The sequence below is a fragment of the Comamonas sp. NyZ500 genome (genome assembly GCF_016772095.1).
Lineage (GTDB): Bacteria > Pseudomonadota > Gammaproteobacteria > Burkholderiales > Burkholderiaceae_C > Comamonas > Comamonas thiooxydans.
On sequence record NZ_JAEIJE010000009.1, the window covers coordinates 155,529 to 177,765 of the forward strand.

Here is a 22,237-nt window from a genome sequence, read left to right on the forward strand (position 1 = left end):
CGGCAGCGGCACGAAGCGGTGTGAGCGAGTGGACAACTGAGGCTTAGAGGTAAGTGAAAACGATGAAAAACATTTCCACCAAGCTGGTTCCCTGGAGTTTGGCCTTGGCGGCGTGGGGTAGTTCCATGGCCTATGCGGCGCAGGATCTGCCGGGAGGCCCTGCCGTCAACCAGCTCAATCTGCATCCGCCTGTGACACGCATTGCCGTGGAGCAGCACTGGCTGCACTGGATGATGCTCATCATCTGCACGGTGATCTTTATCGCGGTGTTCGGGGTGATGTTCTACTCCATCTGGAAGCACCGCAAATCCCAGGGTGCCAAGGCTGCGAACTTTCATGAATCGGTCAAGGTGGAGGTGGCCTGGACGGTTGCTCCCTTCATCATCGTGATTCTGATGGCGCTGCCCGCCACCAAGGTGCTGGTGGCACAGAAGGACACGACCAATGCCGACCTCACGATCAAGGCCACCGGCTATCAGTGGAAATGGGGTTATGACTATCTGAGCGGCGAGGGCGAAGGCCTGGGCTTTGTTTCCACGCTGGACAATGCCCAGCGTCAGATGTCCAACAGCGGCGATGTGAGCAATGCGCCCAACGACTATCTGCTCAGGGTCGACAACCCGCTGGTCGTACCCGTGGGCAAGAAGGTGCGCATCATCACCACGGCCAACGATGTGATCCACTCCTTCATGGTGCCGGCCTTTGGCATCAAGCAGGATGCGATTCCCGGCTTCGTGCGCGATACCTGGTTCAAGGCCGAGAAGACCGGCGACTACTACGGCCAGTGTGCCGAGTTGTGCGGCAAGGAGCATGCCTACATGCCCATTCATGTGAAGGTGCTGTCTGCCGAAGCCTACACCGCCTGGGTGGCCGGAGAGAAGAAGAAGCTGGCCGCCAAGGCCGATGACCCGAACAAGGTCTGGGTGCTGGCCGATCTGGTGGCACGTGGCGAAAAAGTCTATGCGGCCAACTGCGCAGCCTGCCACCAGGCCAATGGCAAGGGTGCCGGTCCCATCAAGCCGCTGGACGGCAGTCCCGTGGTGCTGGGTCCCACGGCCGACATGATGCACGCCGTGCTCGAAGGCCGCGCCAACGGTGCCATGCCGGCCTGGAAGCAGCTGAGCGACACCGAACTGGCCGCAGTGGTGACCTTTGCCAAGAATCATTGGAGCAACCAGACCGGCCAACTGGTGCAGCCCGCCCAGTTCATGGCAGCGCGTGGCGGCAAATTCCCTGAAGGCGGAGGCAGTGCTGCACCCGCCGCTCCTGCGGCAGACTCTGCCGCCCCTGCACAAGGTGCAGCCGCTGCTGCCAGCGACGCCGGCCCTTATCAAGTCTTTTTCGAGACCGGCAAGAGCGTGCTGGACGACAAGGCCCAGGCTGCGGTGAAGAAGGCGGCCGAGTACTGGAGTGCCCACAAGGACGGCAAGATTGCTCTGTCGGGCTTTGTGGACTCCACCGGCAACGCCGACAAGAACGCGGAGCTGGCCAAGGAGCGAGCCAAGGCCGTGGCCAAGCTGCTGGAGGACAGCGGTATTGCAGGTGACCGCATCGAGCTGCGCAAGCCCGAGACCATCACGGCTGCGGCAGGCGCGGACCAGCAGGCACGCCGTGTTGACATCACGGCCGCGAAGTAAGCCCCGGGTATAGAGACCGATTGGAGAAAAGAATATGAGCGCCGTAGTTCCTCCCGTCCACACCCATGAGGGCCATGGTCACGACCATGGGCACGACGACCATCACCACGCCATGCCCTCGGGCTGGCGCCGCTGGCTGTTTGCCACCAACCACAAGGACATCGGCACGATGTACCTGCTGTTCTCCTTCACCATGCTGATGGTGGGAGGCATTCTGGCCATGCTGATCCGTGCCGAGCTGTTCGAGCCCGGCCTGCAGATCGTCAACCCCGAGCTGTTCAACCAGCTCACCACCATGCACGGCCTGATCATGGTGTTCGGCGCCATCATGCCGGCCTTCGTGGGCTTCGCGAACTGGATGCTGCCGCTGCAGATCGGTGCTTCCGACATGGCGTTTGCGCGCATGAACAACTTCAGCTTCTGGCTGCTGATTCCCGCCGGCATCATGCTGGTGGGCTCGTTCTTCATGCCCGGCGGTGCGCCGGCGGCCGGCTGGACGCTGTATGCGCCGCTGACGCTGCAGATGGGTCCGTCCATGGACACCAGCATCTTTGCCATGCACATCATGGGTGCCAGCTCCATCATGGGCGCGATCAACATCATCGTCACCATCCTGAACATGCGCGCGCCCGGCATGACGCTGATGAAGATGCCGCTGTTTGCCTGGACCTGGCTGATCACCGCCTATCTGCTGATCGCCGTGATGCCGGTGCTGGCCGGCGCCATCACCATGACGCTGACCGACCGCCACTTCGGCACCAGCTTCTTCAATCCTGCGGGCGGCGGCGATCCGGTGATGTACCAGCACATCTTCTGGTTCTTCGGTCACCCCGAGGTCTACATCATGATCTTGCCGGCCTTCGGCATCGTCAGCCAGATCGTGCCCGCCTTCAGCCGCAAGAAGCTGTTTGGCTACACTTCCATGGTCTATGCCGTGGCGGCGATTGCCATCCTGTCCTTCATCGTCTGGGCGCACCATATGTTCACCACGGGCATGCCGGTCACGGGTCAGCTGTTCTTCATGTACGCGACCATGCTGATCTCCGTGCCCACGGCCGTGAAGGTGTTCAACTGGACGGCCACCATGTGGCGCGGCTCCATGAGCTTTGAAACCCCGATGCTGTTCGCCGTGGGCTTCATTTTCGTGTTCACCATGGGGGGCTTCACGGGACTGATACTGTCCATGGCGCCCATCGACATCCAGCTGCAGGACACCTATTACGTGGTGGCCCACTTCCACTATGTGCTGGTGGCCGGTTCGCTGTTCTCCATGTTTGCCGGCTATTACTACTGGTCGCCCAAGTGGACGGGCGTGATGTATTCCGAGACGCGTGGCCGCATCCATTTCTGGGGCTCGCTGATCTTCTTCAACATCACCTTCTTCCCCATGCACTTCCTGGGTCTGGCCGGCATGCCGCGTCGCTATGCCGACTACCCCATGCAGTTCGCCGACTTCAACATGATTGCCTCCATCGGCGGCTTTGGCTTCGGTCTGATGCAGGTGTACTTCTTCCTGTTCGTCGTCTGGCCCGCCATGCGCGGCCATGGCGAGAAGGCACCGCAAAAACCCTGGGAAGCGGCCGAGGGTCTGGAATGGGAAGTGCCTTCTCCGGCGCCGTTCCACACCTTCGAGACGCCTCCCAAGCTCGATGAAACCGCGACGAAGGTGATAGCCTGAGGAGGCGCGTATGACGACCCAGGAGCAACGCAAGAACAACCTGAGGCTGGGGCTGATCCTGGCCTCCACGGCTGTCGTGTTCTTTATCGGATTTGTGGTGAAGATGGCCTGGCTGCATTGACGCAGCCCGATGGCAACGAGTGGAGGAGCTTGAGGTGAGCATAGCCAAGGAAAACGCGAAGATGGTGGGCAAGCTGGCGATCGTTGCCCTGGGCATGTTTGCGTTTGGCTATGTGCTCATTCCCATCTACAAGCATATCTGCGAGCTGACGGGCATCAACATCCTGTCGCTGTCCGAAAAGCAGGTGCCCGGCGCCGGCGTGGCGGGCCGCGACGTGAAGCTTCCGCCCAACAGCCAGATCGATACCAGCCGCACCATCACCGTGGAGTTCGATGCCAATGCTCGCGGTCCCTGGGACTTCAAGCCGGCCATGCGTTCGGTGCAGGTTCACCCCGGAGAGCTGGCCACGGTGATGTATGAGTTCCAGAACGTGCAGAACCGGCGCATGGCCGCCCAGGCCATCCCCAGCTATGCACCGCGCCAGGCCACGGCCTTCTTCAACAAGCTGGAGTGCTTCTGCTTTTCGCAGTACACGCTGGAGCCCGGCGAGAAGCGTGAGTGGCCGGTGGCCTTCGTCATCGATCCGCGCATCTCCAAGGATGTGAAGACCATCACGCTGTCCTACACCTTCTTCGAGGTGGGCGGCAAGACCCCTGCAGCGCCCGATGCCAGCACGGCGGCAGTCGTCACGCCCGGAGGCAGTTCATGACTCAGGACGTCAAGAAGACCGGATTCTGGCGCAGCATTGTGGCTGTCGCGTGGGCCATGCTGGGCGTGCGCAAGGGCAAGGAGTACGAAAAGGATTTCGCCAGCATCACTCCGCTGCATGTGATTGCCGTGGGGCTGGTGGCGATTTTTGCCTTGGTATTAGCGTTGATATGGATCGTCAACCTGGTCGTTTAGCCTTGGCTGAAACAGGTGTGGCGAATGCAGTGCAAGTGATAGTGGAGCGTCGGTCAAAACAACGATCAACAGAGTCAGGAGCCGAGTGATGAGTGCAACCCCGCAGGGCGCAACCCCTTACTACTATGTGCCAGCCGAATCCAGCCATCCCGTGATGGCGGCCATCGGTCTGTTCTTTGTGATCCTGGGCGCAGGCACCTGGATCAATGGTCACGAATGGGGAATGTATTCCTTGTTCGTCGGTCTGGTCTGGTGGCTGGCCGTGCTGTTCGTCTGGTTCCGCGATGCAGCGCGCGAAAGCGAGGCCGGGCTCAACAGCCGCAAGATCGACCTGTCCTACCGCTGGAGCATGAGCTGGTTCATCTTCTCTGAGGTGATGTTCTTCGGCGCCTTCTTCACTGCGCTGTGGTGGGCTCGCGCGCACTCGGTGCCGGCGCTGGGCAGCCTGGCCAACGAGCTGCTGTGGCCCAACTTTCAGTCCGTGTGGCCCAGCGTTGCCCCCGGTGCCACGGCGTCGCCCGCGAATATTGTCGAGCCCTTCAAGACCGTGGGCCCGTTCTGGCTGCCCACCATCAACACGGCGCTGCTGCTGAGCTCGGGCGTGACGCTGACCATCGCCCACCATGCGCTGCAGGTCAACAACCGGGCGCGCTGCATCAGCTTCATGTGGATGACGGTGATTCTGGGTTTCGTCTTCCTCTGCGTGCAGGGCTACGAATACCACCATCTCTACAACGACTACAACCTCAAGCTCAACTCGGGCGTTTTCGGCTCCACCTTCTACATGCTGACGGGCTTTCACGGCTTCCACGTGCTGGTGGGCATGCTGATGCTGTTCTTCATCACCATCCGCCTGATGAAGGGCGACTTTAGCGACAAGCACCACTTCGGCTTCGAAGGCGCGGCCTGGTACTGGCACTTTGTGGACGTGGTCTGGGTCTTTCTCTACATCCTCGTGTACTGGATGTAAGACATTCAAAAATAGAAGCGTCTTGCGCATGACCCACATAGAATTCAGCATCAAACAATGCTGAATTTGATGAATGGCAAGCGCAAGGCGCTTTTATTTTTGGAGCGTTATCCAGCGCGGCGCAAAGCGGTCTATTGCCCGGGCTGCCAGCCCGTGGGCTGTATCCATCCCATCTTGGCCGCCAGCAGAACGCAGAGAAACAGCGCAACCGACAAAGCCACGCGCAGGGCCAGGGCGCGAAACATCTTGCGGCTGCGCTCGGCGTCGTCGGCCTCCGAGCTTTCGCTGTCGTCGCCCCTGCGCATCATGAAGAACAGCGCACTGCCGAGACTCGCCAAAATGGCGAGAAAGGCGAGAATGATCACGAATTTCATGAACGGATTATCTGGTGCGCATTTCCCGATTTCCAGACCTCTGGCGGTTTCTACTGATTTCTGCGGCGGCCTTGATCTGCGTGGCCGCCACAGCATCGCTGGGCTTTTGGCAACTGGGCCGGGCAGCGCAGAAGCAGGCCATCTTTGATGCCATCACGCGCCAGCAGGCGCTGGAGCCCTGGCATAACGCACAACTGGCAGCAGAAGTGCCGCTGGCATCCGAATCCATCGGCCAAGCGCAACAGGCGACGCTGCTGCATCGACCCGTGCAACTGCAGGGCCAGTGGCTGGCCGAGCAGACCATCTTTCTCGACAACCGACAGATGCAGGGCAGAGCTGGCTTCTATGTGCTCACGCCTTTCAGACTGAGTGCGCCTCACGGGCACAGGGTCGTCGTCGTGCAGCGTGGCTGGGCACCACGCAACTTCATGGACCGCGCGCTCCTGCCCGAGGTGCAGACGCCTGCAGGCCTGGTCAGCATCGAGGGCAGGCTGGAGGCACCGCCGTCCAGGCTGATGGAGCTGGAAGCGGCCCATGGCGGGGCAGACCCTGATGAGCAAAAGTCGCGCATCCGACAGAATGCAGACATTGCCCTGTGGGCGCAGCAAAGCGGCTTGCCGCTGCTGGCGCTGAGCGTGGTGCAAAGCGGCAGCGCCAGCGAAGGCTTGCTGCGCGACTGGCCGCAGATCAATGCCGGTGTGCAAAAGCACTACGGCTATGCTTTTCAGTGGTTCGGACTCAGTGTCTTGGTGGTGTTGCTCTATGTCTGGTTTCAACTCGTCCGACGCTTTTACCCCGGCCGCCGCGCAGCGCAGCCCGAGGGATGAACCGCTGAGCTTTGCGGTCCACGGCCTGCCCGATCCCGCGCAGAGCCAGGCGCGCAGCGATCGCTGGAAGATGCTGGCCGTGCTGCTGGTCTGTGCGGCGCCGGTGCTGGCCTCCTACTTCACCTACTACGTGTTGCGTCCTTCGCAGCAGCGCAGCTATGGCGAGCTGATTGCCGAGCAGCCCGGTCTGCCCGAGGTACAGGCCAATACGCTGGACGGACGCAGCGTGAATCTGAGCAGCCTCAAGGGCCAGTGGTTGCTGCTCAGCACCAGTGCCGGGGACTGCGGGCAACGCTGTCAGGATCATCTCTATCTGCAGCGCCAGCTGCGTGAAACCCTGGGCCGTGAAAAAGACCGGCTGGACTGGGTCTGGCTCATCAGCGACCAGCAGCCTGTGCCTGAAAAAATCCTGCCTGCTGCCGAGCAAGCCACAACGCTGCGTGTGCCCGCTACAGTCATCGGCAACTGGCTCAAGCCCGAGGCGGGACATGCACTGGACGAGCATCTGTATGTGGTCGATCCGCAGGGTCACTGGATGATGCGCTTTCCTGCAAACATGGACAAAGCCACGGCCGGCAAGGCCAAGCGCGATCTGGAGCGGCTGCTGCGTGCCTCTGCCTCTTGGGATGAGGCCGGGCGAGCCACGGCCGAAACGGCGCAGAAATAGCTGTTGAAACCCGCGGTAGCCGGCTCTCGCAAGCGCTATCAGCGATCTGAATCATGGCCAGCGAGGAGGGCCGCATGCAGGCAGAAATCTCGGATTTGAAAGACGCGGTTCCGGCAGCAGGAGCGGCTGCTTCGCGCTGGGCACAGTATTACGCGCTGACCAAGCCCAAGGTGGTGCAGCTCATCGTCTTTTGCGCCTTCATCGGCATGGTGCTGGCCGTGCCTGGCGCTCCCGGCTGGCAGGACTGGGGTCGCATGCTGGTGGCATGTGCAGGCATCTGGCTGGTGGCCGCGGCGGCAGCGGCCTTCAACTGCCTGGTCGAGCGCAGCATCGATGCGCGCATGAAGCGCACGGCCTGGCGCCCCACGGCGCGCGGCGAGCTCTCGCATTCCCAAGCCTTGCTGTTTTCGGCCTTGCTGTGCGCCGCAGGGGCCGCCATCTTGCTGCTGGCCGTGAACGCGCTCACGCTATGGCTGACGCTGGCCACCTTCATCGGCTACGCCGTGATTTACACCCTGGTGCTCAAGCCATTGACGCCCCAGAACATCGTCATCGGCGGGGCATCGGGTGCCATGCCGCCTGTTCTGGGCTGGGCGGCGATGACGGGACAGGTAGGGCATGAAGCCCTGCTGCTTTTTCTCATCATCTTTCTGTGGACGCCGCCGCATTTCTGGGCGCTGGCGCTGTACCGAGTGGAGGACTACCGGCGCGCCGGTCTGCCCATGCTGCCGGTCACGCATGGCAATGCCTTCACGCGGCTGCAGGTGTTTCTCTATACCCTGGTGCTGTTCGCCGGCTGTCTGCTGCCTTTTGTGGTGGGAATGAGCGGCTATCTCTACCTTTTTGCCGCAGTGATTCTGGGGTTGGGCTTTTGCGGTTATGGTTGGGCACTGCTGCGCAACTACTCGGATGCGCTGGCACGCAAGACCTTCCGCTTTTCCCTGATCCATCTGAGCCTGCTGTTTGCCGCGCTGCTGGTGGATCATTACCTGGCCTGACCGATCATGGATAAACGAGGTGCGCTTCGCGTACTCGGCGCTGTAGGCGCCGCAACACTGGCCGGTGCGGCCACATTGACATTGACTGGCTGCAAGGACGATAGCAAGCCCAAATTTCAGGGCGTGGATGTGACGGGGGCAGACTATGCCAAGGACATTCCGCTCACCGATGTCCACGGAAAAAAGCGCAGTCTCAAGGACTTCTCGGGCAAGGTGGTGGCCGTGTTCTTCGGTTACACCCAGTGTCCTGATGTCTGCCCCACCACGCTGCAGGAACTGCTTGAAGTCAAGCAGGCGCTGGGCGCCGATGGCGACAAGCTGCAGGCCGTGTTTGTGTCTCTGGATCCCGAGCGTGATACGCCTGAGGTACTCAAGGCCTACCTGGCCAACTTCGACGAGAGCTTTGTGGGACTCAGCGGTACGGTAGACGAGATTGCTGCCGTGGCCAAGGATTTCAAGATTTTCTTCAAGAAGGTGCCAGGCAAGGTTGAAGGAACTTACACCCTCGATCATTCGGCCGGTACCTATCTTTTCGATCCCCAGGGCCGCTTGCGCGTGTACGAGCGCTACGGCGCGGGGCCGCAGTTGCTGACTCAGGACGTGAAGGCACTGCTGGGCTGAAGCTGTCGCGACCAGCAGCATTGGCCTCGGGTTTTGAAATTTATTGTTACATGTTGGTGTTTGATATAGCGCAAGGAGAGCATGCGATGTCGCGCGCATAGTGAGCGACTTCAAACACTTGGCAAGGCTCGATCCGGCTTCCTAGAGTTGGGCATGCAGGCCGTTGATGCAGCATGGGGAGTGGCTGCACGCAGGGACGCCAGAGTGGATATCTGGAGTCCGTGTATGGCCGAGTGCCCTTTTTCTTCAATGCTCAAACCGGTGTCTGAACCAGCGCTGGCGGACTGCCAGCGCCGGTTGCGACTGGCCATGTCGGCCTGGCAGGAGGGAGTGAGTCTTTCCGCCATGCTGAGCCGGCGTGAGCAGCAGGCGCTGGATGCCGCTCCGGACGGCATTTTGCTGGTGGATCGTGACGGGAACATCGTGACGGCCAATGCTGCCATGCAGGCCATTTCAGGCTACGGGCGCGGCGAGCTCGAAGGGCAGGCGCTGGACACGCTGCTGCCGCCCGAGTTTCAGGCCGGGCATGGCCATTACCTGCGCAGCTACTTCGCCCAGCCATCGCGCCGGCCCATGGGGCTGGGTGGCGTGCTGTGGCTGCAGCGCAAGCAGGGCAATGCCGTGCCGGTGGACATTGCTCTTGGCTATTTTGGCGATGACGACAAAGGTCTGGCCATAGCCTTTGTGCGTGATGTGACGGAGTTGCATCAGATGCAGCAACGCCTGAAGTTTCAGGCCACCAAGGACACCTTGACCGGCCTCAATAATCGCTGGCAATTCGGCCAGGAGCTGCAGGAGCAACTCAAGCTGGCGCAGGCTGACGGCGAAGCACTGGCCCTGCTGCAACTTGATCTCGACAACTTCAAGGCCATCAATGACGGCTACGGCCATGCCGCAGGCGATCAGCTGCTGCGGGAGGTCGCCAGGCGGCTGAAATCCCAGCTGCGCAGCGAGGGCGTGCTGGCACGCCTGGGTGGCGACGAATTCATGGTGCTGCTGGTGGGTGAGAATGCGGCCCGGGCCCGCTTCTGGAGCGAGCAGATACTGGCGGCGCTCTCCATCCCCTTCAAGCATGACGGGCTGGCGCTGGATTTTGGTGCCAGCGTGGGCATTGCCCTTTATCCCGACGATGCGCAGACCGGCGACGACCTGATGCGCTTCGCCGATATGGCCATGTACAGCGCCAAGGGCCAGGGGCGCGGCCATGCGGTGTTTTTCGAACCCGCCATGGGCAAGGAAATGGCCGAACGTGTGCAACTGGCCGAGCGCTTGCGCATGGCGCTCAGCTATGGTGGCTTGCAACTGCACTACCAGCCTCAGGTCAAGGTCGAGAGCGCCGCTGTGGTGGCTGTGGAGGCCTTGCTGCGCTGGCATGATCCCTTGCTGGGCAATGTCAGTCCGGCGCGCTTTATTCCGGTGGCCGAGGCCTCGGGCCAGATCGTGGCTCTGGGCAACTATGTGCTCGACGCAGCCTGCAAGCAGATCGCTTTGTGGCTCAAGGCCGGTACGCCGTTGCGGGTAGCGGTCAATCTTTCTGCCTATCAACTGCGGCAGGTGAATCTGGTCGAGCAGGTCAGCAGCTGTCTGCAGCGCTATCAGGTACCGCCGCAATGGCTGGAGCTGGAAGTGACCGAATCCCAGGCCATGATCAATCCCGCTCAGGGGAGCGAAGTGCTGCAGGGGCTGGCTCGGCTGGGAGTGACGATTGCGCTGGATGATTTCGGCACCGGCCATTCGTCATTGGCCTATCTTCAATATCTGCCGCTGCAGCGCGTCAAGCTGGGGCGGGAGTTTCTGTTTCCCTCGCCTTGTCGGGACAGGCTGATGGGCGGCATTGTGCATATGGCCCATGCGCTGGATCTGGAGGTGGTGGCCGAAGGTGTCGAAGAGGCCGATCAGCTGCAGCTGCTGCGCGACATCGGCTGCGAGTTTTTCCAGGGTTGGCTGCATTCGCGCGCCATGCCCGCCGAGCAGGTGCGGGACTGGCTGGCAGTGGTTTGACGGGATTAGCGTGGCTGCCGCTTCCAGTCAGGCTCGGGAAAATGCTCGTTGGATGCGGTGACGATCAGGTCCAGCATCGGCTTGCCATCTTCGTCGAAGCGCACTCCGGGGCCCCAACGCGCCTGTTGGCGCTGGCCCGAGAACCAGAACAGCTTGCGCTCCCAACTGCCGGGCTTGGGCGGCTTGCGGTTGGCCTGAATCAGGTGCTCCTGTATGCGTTGCAGGCCTGCCGTGAGACGCCACGGAGCCAGTTGCAGAAGAGCGGCTCGCAGCTCTTGCGCCCAGGCCTCTGGCGCGGGCGAGAAGCGCTGGAATGACTGACCTGCTGCTAGTCTTCGCACGCGTTCGTGCAGCTCGATGCCATACAGGGCGCAGGCCTCGCTGACCTTGCCTTGTGCCATCAGATTGCGTGCCTTGCGCTCCAGAGCCGAGTCCTTGGGGGCCTCTGATGGCGACCACAGCCAGCGGGCATCACTCCATTGATGGCGGCAGTTGTAGAGAAGCTCGGACGACAGAAGCAATTGCCAGCCCGGCATCTTTGACTGCATGACCGATCGAACCATCAGGCAGGGCTGGCGTTTGCGGGTGGCAGAGCCATAGGCCGCGAGTATGGCGGTGGTGCGCGCCGCAAGTCGTCCGCGATCATCGCGCGGCCAGGATTGAAGCAGGCGCACGGGGTCGATGGCCGCCACATCGGCCTGCAGCTGTTCGAGCGCCGGCCCGGCATCGGCAAGCGTGTCCAGCATGCCGAGGTTCAGATCCTGATCCATCGCAGGTACACAGGCTTCGGTCTCGTCGGTATATGGACTGCGGGCCATGGCTTGGATGGTGACCTGTGCCGGTGCTGCATCAGGCGCTGCACGCCATTCATGCAGCAGCTGTGCAAAGCGCCCGGGGTTGCAGCTGACTTCATGGTGTATGACTTCACTGGCCGCATCGCGCAGCGTGATCCATGCATGAAGCCGATGCTCCGCGCCCAACTGCATGGTCTCCTCATACCTGGTGGCCGAGAAAGCGCCGTTGCCACCGTGGTGCACAAAGAATTCGACATCCATGAAGCCGGCTGCCACGTTGCTGGTAATGCGTGTTCTGGCAGCGTCCTTGTGTTCGGCCTGGCAATCCGGCAGCTGCAGCCATTGCTGCGAAATCTGGGCAATCAAGTCTTGCATGAAGAAGATGAAAAAGCGCCTGAGCTGCGTCAGTCGTCAAAAAGACCGATGTAGCTCAGTCCGTTGTAGAGCTTTTCCGGATCGGTGATCTGCTCGGTGGGGTCGGCATAGACAAACATGGCGTTGGCCGTGTGAATGCCCTGGGCCTCGCAGGCCTGCACGATGAGTGCGAGCGATGTGTCGGAGTCCAGTGTGCTCTGGCTCACCAAGGCGGCGACAGGAACAGGCTCGGGCAGCCAGATCATCAGCAGCAGGTCTTCGTCGAACAGAAATTGTCTGCCCAGGTCCTGGCAGAAACCGCAACCCGTGACATCTTCGCTGCTGCCCTCGATGTCTTCGACTTCCAGATCCCAGTAATTGTCTGCATGTTCAAAGTAGCGGGCAAATTCCGGCTCGCCCAGCGGCGTATTGCCTATCCAGAAATGCAGTGCAGAAAAAGGCGCAGGCGGCGGTGTCGGGCCCAGCTCATCGACCCAGTCGAACAGGGTGCCGGGCTTGAGGTGGTGGCGCTTTTCCAGCTCCGGAAACCCGCCGCCTGGTGTGCGGTTCAGCGCTTCGTCCACCAGGGCTTTGCGAAATGCCTGCGAATAGGTCTTGCCGGATTCGTTTTCAGACTTCATTGGACGGGTCCGTAGTGCATGACCACCAGCTTGTTCAAAGGCTCCGGGTAGTCCCAGAAGGCTTCTTCCAGTTCCTGCAACTGCTCATGCTCGGCATCCGTCAGCAGTGCCGGCAGATCAGAGTAGTCCACTTTTTCTGGCCCCTCCTCGAAGCGCTTGAGTACCGCAAACATGTCCTGCAGACACTGGCACGTGATGGGCGCGCCTATGGCCTGCAGAGCCTGCAGGGTAAGCTGATGGTTGGCCAGCCCCCAGTTGCCCAGAAACTGCAGAAAGCCGCCATTGTTGATATCGGCTTCCATGCGCCATAGAGCCACCAGCTCATGCTGGACCGGGGATATCCGGGTGATGTCCCATTGGGCGGCGATCAGCGCGCCCATAGCCTGGTTGTAGAGACTGTCCTGATCCAGGTCCCAGACGCTGACCATGCCTGCAGCAGAGGGCTGCCATAGTGCCGGCCAGTTCAGACCGTGATCCTCATCGGTCAGCGCCCATGCCAGGCGTTGCTCGGGTGTGGCTTTTTCAAGGCGGATATGCCGCTTGATGGGCTCGGCCAGTTCACGTCCGTCGGCCAGTGCAAGCCAAATGGTCTGCTCGTCGATGCGAACGCCTGTGATGCGGTTGCTTCGTGGGTCCATGGTTCAGCTTTGTGCGGCGGTCTGATCCATCACCGTCTCGGCGGCCCGGTGCATCTTGGCCAGCTCGCGCGCGGGAATGGGGTGCTCGCCGTTGGCCATGCGTGTCAGCAGCGAGTGCAGCATCTCGGTGGAGAGGCCGTGCAGCACCAGACGGTAGGCGGCATACAGGGTGGACAGCGGCACCATGGGGTGCTTGTTGTTGAGCAGCACCAGATGCTCGGGCGAGGCCAGGATCTTGGCGCAGTAGATGGCAACGGTTTCGTCGAGCTGCAGCGAGTTGCTGGCGCGCCAGAAGTCGTTGTCGGTCAGCAGCAACTGGTAGATGGGTGTGTACAGCTCGATGGCGCTTTGCAGGTCGATGACGTTGAAGCGCCCGCGCGGCATGTCTTCGAGCCTGAGATCGGGCTCGCGGATCATGGAAAAATCGGGCTCGGCCACGGGTACCAGTTCCTGCCCGTTCTCACGCAGTGCCTTGTTCAGGCGAATCACGAAGTTGAAGAGGTTGAGGTCGTGTTTGAGAAACAGCTCGTCCTTCACATCGTCGATTTCCACGGGCATCAAGGGCGCGGTGCTGACCTTGGTCGGGGCATTGGCGGCGACGAAGGCCAGTACCTGGGAGCCCAGATGAAAGTGGCGCATGATGAGCCAGTTGGCCTCTGGCGAGAGAAACTTCTTCATGCCGAAGGCCAGCAGGCGGTGCAGCAGCATGGAGTGCGACCAGCGCTTGGGCAGAAAGATCTTCAGCGCCTGAATGACGATCATGGACAGCCGCGCCAGTGGCCGCATGGCCGGCAGAAAGAACTGGCGCGAGCTGCTGCTGCAGTCGCGCAGCCAGGCGGCCTTGACGTCATCGGGCAAAGGTGTGCTCTGGTCGAGGTAGAGCGCCAGCCAGGGGCTGGGGTCGCGCTCGTCCCAGACATGGTCGTTGAACTCGTTCTTCATGAATCCTCCCGGTGCTTCTTGCTGTTTCTAGTTATCGCTCGGTCAGCACATGTTGGAACTGCATCAGGTACATGGCGGCCGTGTTGCGTGCGGTCTGCAGTATGGCCTGCTGGGCCGTGCCTTCGCTGTCCAGCTCCAGCGCCATCTGCACGGCCAGCAGCCAGCGCTCCAGGTGGTTCTCGTCGTTGGCACCGTGGTATTCGAGAAAGCGGAAGGCATCGGGCGGCAGCGGCAGGCTCTGGCGTAGCAGGGGCAGCAGGCTGGGAACGATGCGCTGGCCCGTGCCTTCGATGATGTAGATGGCGCCCAGCAGGCCGATCGGGTTGGGCGTGGCAGCCAGGCTGTGCAGATAGGCATTGAGCGCTTCGCCGCCGGGGTTGCGGCGCAGGCGGTTGATGTCGGTCTCGGTGCCGCCGGCCTTCAGATAGTCGCTGTGCAGAATCTTGAAGTCGTTCTGCTCCTCGCCTGCATGCAGGTCGATCAGCGAGGCCAGCGTGGCGTAGTCACCGGTCAGCGAGGCCGCGCCTTCGCGCATCCACAGACTGCCTTCGCGTACCTGGGGAATCCAGTGGCTCATCCAGCGCAGATAGTCGGTGATCTGCAACTGGCGCGTGCGCATGCGCTGGAGCAGGGGCGTGCGCCAGACATTGCTGCGGTAATCCTGCCAGATGCTGGCCAGCTCTGTCAGCAGCGGAGCCAGCTGCGATGGCGCTGCAGCTGGGTCATGGGGCGCGGCGATGGTCGAAACATCGGGAAGCGCGTCATCTGCTTGCGTCGTAGTGTGCACGGATTTCTGAGGGAAATTGGCCTCAATCACTTTGTGTGTCTGCGTGTCAAGCTCTACTTCCCATAGCATGTAGCCTGCGGTGAAGCGGCCCGACTCGGGGATGAAGCAGAGTACGGTGTCGCCGGCTTTCAGGCTCTGGCCCTGTTTTTGCAGAAACTCCGACAGCATGATGAAGATGGACGCTGCACCCGTGTTGCCGCGCCATGCCAGATTGCTCCACCAGCGCTCGCGTGGAATGCTGAGCTGGGCCTTGCCCAGCAGCTCGTCGACCACAGGGATGAAGCGCTCCGACGAATAGTGGCAGAGAAAGTGGTCTATGCCGCGCTCGGGCACCCAGCCTTGGTGGGCCAGGGCTGCATATTCGTGAATGCAGACATCGAACAGATGCGGCAGCAGGCGAATGTCCTGGCGCAGTGCCAGAGCGCCTGCGGCCTCGGCATCGCTCCAGGCAGGGAAGTCCAGATGGCTTTTGCCGCGATCGGCCGTCATGCCCAACTGCATGCACACGGGGTAGTCGCCGGCAAAGCTGCGCTGGTGCGTCCACTTGAGCTTGAGGCGCAGTCCGTTGGCCTGGGGCAGGGCCTTGGGGCCGCCCAGCAACACGGCGCCCGCGCCGTCGGACAGCATCCAGCGCAGAAAGTGGGCGTCGAAATCGGTGTCATAGCCCTGGGCTGCAAAGCGCGAGCGCTTGAAAAGGCGCGAGGGCATTTCGCTGGCCACCGACAGGGCCAGCGCATGGGCGCCGCTCTCCACGGCCATGGCTGCGGCTTGCATGGCCCCCACACTGGCGGCGCAGACCCCATGCACAGAAAGAGTTTCCATGGGCGGGGCGGCCATTTCGCCCTGAATCATGCTGGCAAAGCCGGGCATCAGCGCGTCCCCCCCCGAGGAACCGCTGGACAGAAAGCCGACATCGCCGAGCTTTTTGCCGGCCAGGGCCAGGGTCTCCTCGATGGCGCCGGCAGCCATGCGGGCGTTGCTGAACACCGTCTGGCCTTCGCCATCAATGGCGTAGTGGCGGGTCTGGATGCCGTTTTCGGCCAGGATGCGGCGCTTGATGCGCTCGGAGATGCGGTTCAGCGGTGCTACAAACGCATCCATGCCAGCGTTGTCCACCGGGGCACCAGGCAGAAACATGCCGGCAGATTGCAGATAGACCTTGGAATAGGCAACAGGCATAGATCCTCAACAGGTTTTTACTTCACAGCGTCGGGCGGCATCTGCGGCTGGGTTCTTGCCGCGGGCCAGACCAGACCCAATACAAACACGCGTCCCATATAAGGCAGCAGGCCACCTTCGTTCAATGCAGGTGTGACCCGTTGGCGGTAAATGCGCTCATGCAGCCCGCTCAGTTCGGACCAGTGGGCATGCGGGCATTCATGGTGCGCGGTGTGCAGGCCAATATTAAAAAGCAGGGGGTTGACCAGGCCTTCAAAGTTGCGCGCGTAGTTCAGCTCGATACCTGGAGTATTGCGCTGCGCTCTGGTCATCGGCCGGCCATCGGCGTGGGCATGCTGCAGATAGTTGGTAGCCAGCAGCCAGTGCAGGCCGTGCAACTGGGGAAGAATGATGAAGATCAACGCCTTTTGCCAGTCCAGCCAGAGAAAGAAGCTCCAGCTTCCCAGCCACAGCGTGTATTGCCCCATGCAGTAGCGAAAGGCGCCAGGCCAGTGACGGTGCAGATTGTTCAGCCAGCGAAAGAACAGCGGGTACAGCACAAGAGCCGCCTGCACCGGGTGAATCAGGTAGCCCCAAAGATGGTTGGTATCGCCACCCCATTCTGGCCGGTAGGTGCGCGCCAGATCGCGCGGTCCATGGCGAAATCGATGGTGATTGGCCACATGGGCGGGCCAGAACACAAAGGTGGGGTGGCCTTGAAGCAGGGTCAGCCAGTAATCGGTGAAGCGGTTGGTCCAGCGCCCCCACCACATGCGCACATGGGTGTGGTTGTGATGAATCACGCCGACTCCCAATGTCAGAAACAGCTCGATGCTGTAGAGAATGAAGCTGAAGCCATGCCTCCACTGCCACCACACGAGCAGCGGCAGCAGAATCATGTAGAAGACGGATTGCCAGTCCCGCCAGTGACGCAGGACTGGATACCGGCGCTGACCTGGGTGCCTGCTCATTCAGTGACTGGAGCTTTTGGGGGTGTTGTCTGCGACCCGCGTGCGCATGAGCTGGTCCATGAAGGCCAGCGCAAAGCCATAGTTGCCTGCCGGGCGCGCGTGGTGCAGATGGTGACGGCGGCTGGCGGCCAGTGGATGGGTATCTGAGACTGAGGGGAAAAAATCGTAGTTGGAGTGGCCGATCAGATTCAGGATCAGACTCAGCACCGGCACCGAGGCCAGCGACCAGAAGTAGAAGTCATGCACCAGCATGGGCAGCAAGATGATGTTGCCCAGCATCAGCGCCTCGATGGGGTGAAAGCTGTAGGTGGACCAGGGCGTGGTCACCACGGAGCGATGATGGTCGCCGTGATAGCGCACCAGGCGGCGCGTGTGCAGCAGGCGGTGGTTGATCCAGAAGTGCACATCGTTCCAGATCAGCAGCGCAAAGATCTCCACAACGATGCGTCCAGCACTGGCGGTGGGCGAGAGCTGGGCCCAGCCCAGTTGCAGCAAGCCCCAGGGGACGATCATGCCTATGCCGAAGATCAGTATGGAATGAAAGGACTGGCGCCATTCACGTTGCAACTGGTCGGGCTTGAGCGGACGTATATCCAGTGGCTTACCAATACCGGCACGGGCAAGAGATGCCGTCAGAGCGCCCATGAGCAGGCCGCCCAGAAGATAAATACCCCCGAAAAAAACCAGGCCCAATGCCATGACTTGCCAGGCATTGAGCTGCGTGAACCAGGTACCAGCGTCCATGAAGGCTCCAAAAGCGGTGGCGCTGCCCCAGATACAACAATGCGCCCGACGGCATAGCGTAAACCCATGCCTGTCGGGCGCATGATAAAGGACGCCGCAGTAGCTCTCGTTGATACCCGGAGTAGCTTCAGCGTGTGGGATGGAGGAAAACTGGCGCACGTCATCTGCGTGACTGCGAGCAAGCGCCGCCGCGCGGCGAGGCTGTCTTCCCCCTCGGGGGAAGCCGCAAAGCGGCTCAGGAGGCGTGTTTACTGCGCCGTGATGCCCTGCTCGCGAATGATGGTGCCCAGCGCCTTCACATCCTGCTGGATGCGGTTGCTCAGGCCTTCGGGCGAGCTGCCCACGGCTTGCCAGCCTTGCATGGACAGCTTCTGGCGCATCTCGGGCGTACGCACGATCTCGCTGACGGCAGCCGCCAGTTTGTCCACATGGGCCTTGGGCATGGACCTGGGCGCAGCCACGGCGTTCCAGATTTCCAGATCAAAGTTGTTGACGCCGAGCTCTTTGAGGCTGGGAAGGCCGGGAGCCAGCGGGCTGCGTGCTGCAGAGGTTACGCCAATGCCGTGCAGCTTGCCGGCCTGAATCTGTGCCATGGCCAGTGCCGGAGGGAGCATGGACAGCTTCAAATCGCCGCCCTGAATGCCGTTGAACACTTGAGGATAGCCGGTATAGGGCACGTGCACGGCCTTGATGGCCGAGCGGCTCTTGAGCAGTTCCATGCCCAGATGGCCCACGGTACCGACACCGGGCGAGCCATAGCTCCATTTGTCGCCAGCCTTGGCGGCCGCTTCCATAAAGGCCTTGCCTTGTGGGGCCGACGCAGGGGCTACCAGTACCAGCGGAGCCACGCCGATCAGGCTCACGGGCTGCAGGTCCTTGATGGGGTCATAGCGCACGGCAGGGTTGAGCATCTTGGCAATGGTCATATTGCCGTTGATCATCACGCTGAAGGTGTAGCCATCAGCCTTGGCGACATATTCGCCGGCGATATTGCCGCCGGCTCCCACGCGGTTTTCCACGATGATGGTCTGACCCAGCTTCTTCTCCAATGGCTCGGCCAATGCGCGGGCTGTCAGGTCGGGCGAGGAGCCTGCGGGGAAGCCCACGATCAGATGAAGGGGCTTGTCGGGCCAGTTGTCGGCTGCCAGGACGGCCGGAGCCATTGCTGTCGCCACCATGGCGACTCCTGCCGCAACCAGGCTGCGGCGGGACAGGTTCTTCAAGATGTGCGAAGTGCGAATAGGCATGGCAGGTCTCTTTTGAATTCTTGATAGGCGATCGGTGTGCATGAGAACATGCATCAATGCCGAAAAATAAAAAACCCGGAAATTATCCGGGTTTGAGGTTCAGCATTTCAGCCTTTTAAAGGCTTGGAGCGCAAGTTGGCGTTTACGCAAACTCGGCCAGCGCTTTTTTCATCTTTTTCATGGCGGCTACCTCAATTTGGCGAATGCGCTCGGCGCTCACACCGTATTCGGCAGCCAGCTCATGCAGCGTCATGCCGCCAGAGCCGTCGTCATTGACCTTGAGCCAGCGCTCTTCAACGATGCGGCGGCTGCGGTCATCCAGTCCCTCCAGGGCCATGACCAGACCATCGGTCGCCAGATGATCGCGCTGACGCGATTCAAGCATGGCGGTAGGCTCGTGGCTGGCATCAGCCAGGTAGGCGATGGGGCCGAAGGCCTGCTCTCCGTCGTCGCTGGGAGAAGGATCCAGCAGCACATCGCCGCCGGCCAGACGGGTTTCCATCTCGATGACTTCCTCGCGCTTGACGTTGAGCTTGGCAGCAACCGCGTCAATTTCGTTCGAGGTCAGCGTCTCGCGCAGGGCCAGCTCTTCGTCCGCCATGGCAGCATCGGACTTCAGGTCATGCTTCATCGAGCGCAGATTGAAGAACAGCTTGCGTTGGGCCTTGGTCGTGGCGACCTTGACCATGCGCCAGTTCTTCAGAATGTACTCGTGGATTTCCGCCTTGATCCAGTGCATGGCGTAGCTGACCAGACGCACGCCCTGATCGGGGTCGAATCGTTTGACAGCCTTCATCAGGCCCACATTGCCTTCCTGAATCAGGTCGCCGTGAGGCAGACCATAGCCCAGGTACTGGCGCGAGATGGAGACGACCAGACGCAGGTGGGACATCACCAGACGCCCGGCGGCGTCCAGATCATTGTGTTCTTTGAGCTTGCGAGCGTAGTCCTGCTCTTCCTCAAGGGTGAGCATTGGCATACGATTGACCGCCGAGATATAGGCATCCAGGTTGCCCAGCGGAGGTACCAGCGCCCAGGGGTTCGCGGGCGCCAAGGCAGTAGCAATGGAGCCGGAGGCAGTTTTCATTGCAGGTTTCCTTTCTTCCATGATCTTCATATTAGCACTCCGTTAGAGAGAGTGCTAAAGACAAAGTTCCCACAGCTTTTGTTGGTTTTTGACGGTTCAGGCGGCTCGTGTCGATTTGTCGATTCTTCTTGAGTTTTGTACTTTTCTCACTGAGTTTTGTACTGCTTTGAAGCCAGAGCGACTGCATAACCATATGATTTGATTGGTGAAATTATTAATTTCACAAGTTTCTCTCATCTGGGGTTGATTATTTTTTAGGCGAATTCTTCAAAAAATCCGGAATTTATTAACATGTTAATCTGTTATTCCGTGCTCCCCTAGTTGGCCTTTGTGCAGACTCGGCTGTGCCAGGCTGCCAGCAGGCAGGAGCTGATACCCATGCAGCCTCGCACGATGCGCGTCTCATGCTGCGCCTTTCGAATTCTGCAGTTTTTGCCGTTAAGGATTAGGTGGTTTTTTGAGGGCTACCAAGTCGTAGAACCGGTGTTGAACAAGTTAGTTGCCCATGCGTTTGCAACGACGCTTGTCGCGCATAACTAGCTAGATCTCAGTCACGTTGAGCTGTAGTAGCCGCAGACTAGATGTCGGCTACGGTTCAATGCGTGTACCGGCAACATTGCTCTTCTGTAGCAAATGCTCGCTATCAGTGAGCCGACAGCCTCGATCATTGATTGACTGAGAAGATGAGCGACATTGGCTACCGCGCTCGCTCCCTGACAGGCTCACATTTCGGCTAGAGGCAGTCGGCCAGCCCTTTTTTGCAGTTGGCGGCTTTAGGCTGTGAGCGGTCTGTCACCGAACGGCAGACTTGATGGGCAGAGCCACCAACCTGAGGTACCCGTTCGCGTCGGCCAGCACTCGACCCGTTGCTGTCGTTCGAGCCTCCACCTGCAATGTCTCCTGTGCAGCGATTGCTGCTGCTCATGGCTGCATCGTGACCTATCGGTCACCGCTCCATAGCAGCTATCCGAAGATCGATGCTGGCGAATTCTCAACGACGGGTTTCAGTTGAGTAGCGGACAGTGGATGTTAGTTGCAGGCCGATTGGTTGCTGGAAGTCTGCTGTCATTTGACACAGACATGATGTTGCGACCCAAAGCAGAAATTCACTCAAGTTATGCCGAAGGCAGTTAGCTGATCCGTACAGCGCTGAACATAGCTCGATAGTCCCTGGGGGCTAGGCCTAGTTTGGCGCGAAAGTGATGCCTAAGGACCTGGACACTGCCGAATCCAACCCGTGCAGCAATGTCCTCGACCGGCATTGCACTGCCCTCGAGAAGGCGTTGGGCTTCTGTCACCCGCTCAGCGATCAGCCATTGGCCTGGGGGTACACCTGTCGCCCTGATGAAATGGCGCAGGAAAGACCTGGGACTCATCAGCACGCTCTGCGCCATCCGATCAACTGTCCAGTCGCCTTGAAGATCCGCACGCATCTGTTCCAGCATGTCCGAGAGCCGATTGAGCCGGTCCGGCTGCACGGGGCGTTCGATGAACTGAGCTTGCCCACCGCTGCGATGGGGAGGCATCACCAAGCGCCGGGCGACGCTGTTGGCGGCTTTCACGCCGAAGTCTCCTCGCACGATATGCAGCATCAAATCTATACCCGCGGCGCTTCCCGCCGAAGTCAGAATACGGTCTTCTTCGACATAGAGCACGCTGGCATCGACTTCGATTGCGGGGTGCCGCTGGCTCAGCGTCTCGGCATAGCGCCAGTGCGTTGCTGCCCTTCGCCCGTCCAACAGGCCCGTTGCGGCCAGCACGAAGGCTCCAGAGCATATTGAGGCCAACCGGGCGCCGCGCTCCCAGGCTAGGCGCAAGCGTCGCACAAGCTTCTGTGGTACCGGTACATGTGGGCCTTTCCATCCGGGCATCACGATCAGATCCGCACGCTCTAGCAAATCGGCTTGACCATCAGCCATGACATGCAGGCCGCCATGAGCCCGCAGTAAGCCAGGCTCGACTGCCGCACTGGCAAAGCGGTACCAGCCAGGGCCCATCTCCGGACGCGCCAGACCGAAAACCTCTGCCACGATGGAGAACTCGAAGGTGCATAGGCCATCGTAGACTGGGGCCACAACCAGCGGGCCGCTGGTGGCCTCGGTGATTGGCGTAATCTTTTCGGTAGATGTCATATGCG

General features: G+C 60.7%; 22 protein-coding genes. 11 read left to right on the forward strand and 11 right to left on the reverse strand.

What is annotated here, in order from left to right:
- Positions 1 to 62: 62 nt before the first annotated feature.
- The 6 genes from coxB to JAO85_RS15300 all read left to right on the forward strand — a co-directional run bounded on the left by coxB (position 63) and on the right by JAO85_RS15300 (position 5,249).
- Positions 63 to 1,637 (forward strand): cytochrome c oxidase subunit II, encoded by a 1,575-nt coding sequence (coxB, locus tag JAO85_RS15280; RefSeq protein WP_202788437.1) that lies wholly within the window; start codon positions 63 to 65, stop codon positions 1,635 to 1,637.
- Between the two features lie 34 nt (positions 1,638 to 1,671).
- On the forward strand, positions 1,672 to 3,315 hold the full coding sequence (gene ctaD / locus JAO85_RS15285; RefSeq protein WP_003071270.1) for a cytochrome c oxidase subunit I: 1,644 nt from the start codon (positions 1,672 to 1,674) through the stop codon (positions 3,313 to 3,315).
- Between the two features lie 10 nt (positions 3,316 to 3,325).
- The gene (locus JAO85_RS25640) at positions 3,326 to 3,436 is read left to right on the forward strand and encodes a cytochrome oxidase small assembly protein (RefSeq protein WP_003071272.1); all 111 of its coding nucleotides are present in this window, start codon (positions 3,326 to 3,328) and stop codon (positions 3,434 to 3,436) included.
- Positions 3,437 to 3,470: 34 nt separating this feature from the next.
- Complete coding sequence (locus JAO85_RS15290; protein ID WP_034353987.1) at positions 3,471 to 4,085, forward strand: cytochrome c oxidase assembly protein; 615 nt, start codon at positions 3,471 to 3,473, stop codon at positions 4,083 to 4,085.
- A complete protein-coding gene (locus tag JAO85_RS15295) occupies positions 4,082 to 4,279 on the forward strand; it encodes a DUF2970 domain-containing protein (RefSeq protein WP_003071276.1) in 198 nt (65 codons plus the stop codon). Before JAO85_RS15290 ends, JAO85_RS15295 begins: the two co-directional genes overlap by 4 nt.
- Before the next feature lie 88 nt (positions 4,280 to 4,367).
- A complete protein-coding gene (locus tag JAO85_RS15300) occupies positions 4,368 to 5,249 on the forward strand; it encodes a cytochrome c oxidase subunit 3 (protein ID WP_012839691.1) in 882 nt (293 codons plus the stop codon).
- A gap of 131 nt (positions 5,250 to 5,380) precedes the next feature.
- On the opposite strand, the gene JAO85_RS15305 is transcribed toward JAO85_RS15300, so the two are convergent.
- Positions 5,381 to 5,623, reverse strand: a complete 243-nt coding sequence (locus JAO85_RS15305) for a twin transmembrane helix small protein (RefSeq protein ID WP_041744308.1) — start codon at positions 5,621 to 5,623, stop codon at positions 5,381 to 5,383.
- Between the two features lie 14 nt (positions 5,624 to 5,637).
- Between JAO85_RS15305 and JAO85_RS15310 the strand changes: the two genes are divergently transcribed.
- From JAO85_RS15310 to JAO85_RS15330, 5 genes are all read left to right on the forward strand, one after another.
- The gene (locus JAO85_RS15310; protein WP_202788438.1) at positions 5,638 to 6,450 is read left to right on the forward strand and encodes an SURF1 family protein; all 813 of its coding nucleotides are present in this window, start codon (positions 5,638 to 5,640) and stop codon (positions 6,448 to 6,450) included.
- On the forward strand, positions 6,386 to 7,117 hold the full coding sequence (locus JAO85_RS15315) for a hypothetical protein (RefSeq protein WP_202788439.1): 732 nt from the start codon (positions 6,386 to 6,388) through the stop codon (positions 7,115 to 7,117). The genes JAO85_RS15310 and JAO85_RS15315 overlap by 65 nt, the downstream gene beginning before the upstream one ends.
- 74 nt (positions 7,118 to 7,191) lie before the next feature.
- A complete protein-coding gene (cyoE, locus tag JAO85_RS15320) occupies positions 7,192 to 8,115 on the forward strand; it encodes a heme o synthase (RefSeq protein ID WP_046461867.1) in 924 nt (307 codons plus the stop codon).
- Between the two features lie 6 nt (positions 8,116 to 8,121).
- Positions 8,122 to 8,736, forward strand: a complete 615-nt coding sequence (locus tag JAO85_RS15325; protein ID WP_012839686.1) for an SCO family protein — start codon at positions 8,122 to 8,124, stop codon at positions 8,734 to 8,736.
- Between the two features lie 225 nt (positions 8,737 to 8,961).
- Positions 8,962 to 10,737 carry a bifunctional diguanylate cyclase/phosphodiesterase gene (locus tag JAO85_RS15330; protein ID WP_202788440.1) on the forward strand — a complete coding sequence of 592 codons (1,776 nt, stop codon included), beginning with the start codon at positions 8,962 to 8,964 and terminating at the stop codon, positions 10,735 to 10,737.
- Between the two features lie 5 nt (positions 10,738 to 10,742).
- Here JAO85_RS15330 and JAO85_RS15335 read toward each other — a convergent pair whose 3' ends face one another.
- The 10 genes from JAO85_RS15335 to ftrA all read right to left on the reverse strand — a co-directional run bounded on the left by JAO85_RS15335 (position 10,743) and on the right by ftrA (position 22,232).
- Positions 10,743 to 11,906, reverse strand: coding sequence for a hypothetical protein (locus tag JAO85_RS15335; RefSeq protein WP_202788441.1), 1,164 nt, complete (start codon positions 11,904 to 11,906; stop codon positions 10,743 to 10,745).
- Positions 11,907 to 11,935: 29 nt separating this feature from the next.
- Positions 11,936 to 12,526: an immunity 22 family protein gene (locus JAO85_RS15340; RefSeq protein WP_202788442.1), complete on the reverse strand. Its 591-nt coding sequence runs from the start codon at positions 12,524 to 12,526 to the stop codon at positions 11,936 to 11,938.
- Entirely contained in the window at positions 12,523 to 13,164 is a 642-nt protein-coding gene (locus JAO85_RS15345; RefSeq protein WP_039050830.1) for a DUF4375 domain-containing protein, read from the reverse strand. The genes JAO85_RS15340 and JAO85_RS15345 overlap by 4 nt, the downstream gene beginning before the upstream one ends.
- Positions 13,165 to 13,167: 3 nt before the next feature.
- Positions 13,168 to 14,106 (reverse strand): hypothetical protein, encoded by a 939-nt coding sequence (locus tag JAO85_RS15350; protein WP_202788443.1) that lies wholly within the window; start codon positions 14,104 to 14,106, stop codon positions 13,168 to 13,170.
- A 31-nt stretch (positions 14,107 to 14,137) separates the two neighbouring features.
- Positions 14,138 to 16,072: an iron-containing redox enzyme family protein gene (locus JAO85_RS15355; RefSeq protein WP_202788444.1), complete on the reverse strand. Its 1,935-nt coding sequence runs from the start codon at positions 16,070 to 16,072 to the stop codon at positions 14,138 to 14,140.
- Positions 16,073 to 16,089: 17 nt separating this feature from the next.
- The gene (locus JAO85_RS15360) at positions 16,090 to 17,022 is read right to left on the reverse strand and encodes a fatty acid desaturase (RefSeq protein WP_039050828.1); all 933 of its coding nucleotides are present in this window, start codon (positions 17,020 to 17,022) and stop codon (positions 16,090 to 16,092) included.
- Positions 17,023 to 17,766 (reverse strand): sterol desaturase family protein, encoded by a 744-nt coding sequence (locus JAO85_RS15365; protein WP_012839678.1) that lies wholly within the window; start codon positions 17,764 to 17,766, stop codon positions 17,023 to 17,025. It abuts the gene before it with no gap.
- Positions 17,767 to 18,014: 248 nt separating this feature from the next.
- Positions 18,015 to 19,013, reverse strand: a complete 999-nt coding sequence (locus JAO85_RS15370) for a tripartite tricarboxylate transporter substrate binding protein (protein WP_012839677.1) — start codon at positions 19,011 to 19,013, stop codon at positions 18,015 to 18,017.
- A gap of 142 nt (positions 19,014 to 19,155) precedes the next feature.
- Positions 19,156 to 20,100: an RNA polymerase sigma factor RpoH gene (gene rpoH, locus JAO85_RS15375; RefSeq protein ID WP_003071304.1), complete on the reverse strand. Its 945-nt coding sequence runs from the start codon at positions 20,098 to 20,100 to the stop codon at positions 19,156 to 19,158.
- 1,130 nt (positions 20,101 to 21,230) lie between these two features.
- The gene (gene ftrA / locus JAO85_RS15380) at positions 21,231 to 22,232 is read right to left on the reverse strand and encodes a transcriptional regulator FtrA (RefSeq protein ID WP_237734859.1); all 1,002 of its coding nucleotides are present in this window, start codon (positions 22,230 to 22,232) and stop codon (positions 21,231 to 21,233) included.
- Positions 22,233 to 22,237: the final 5 nt, after the last annotated feature.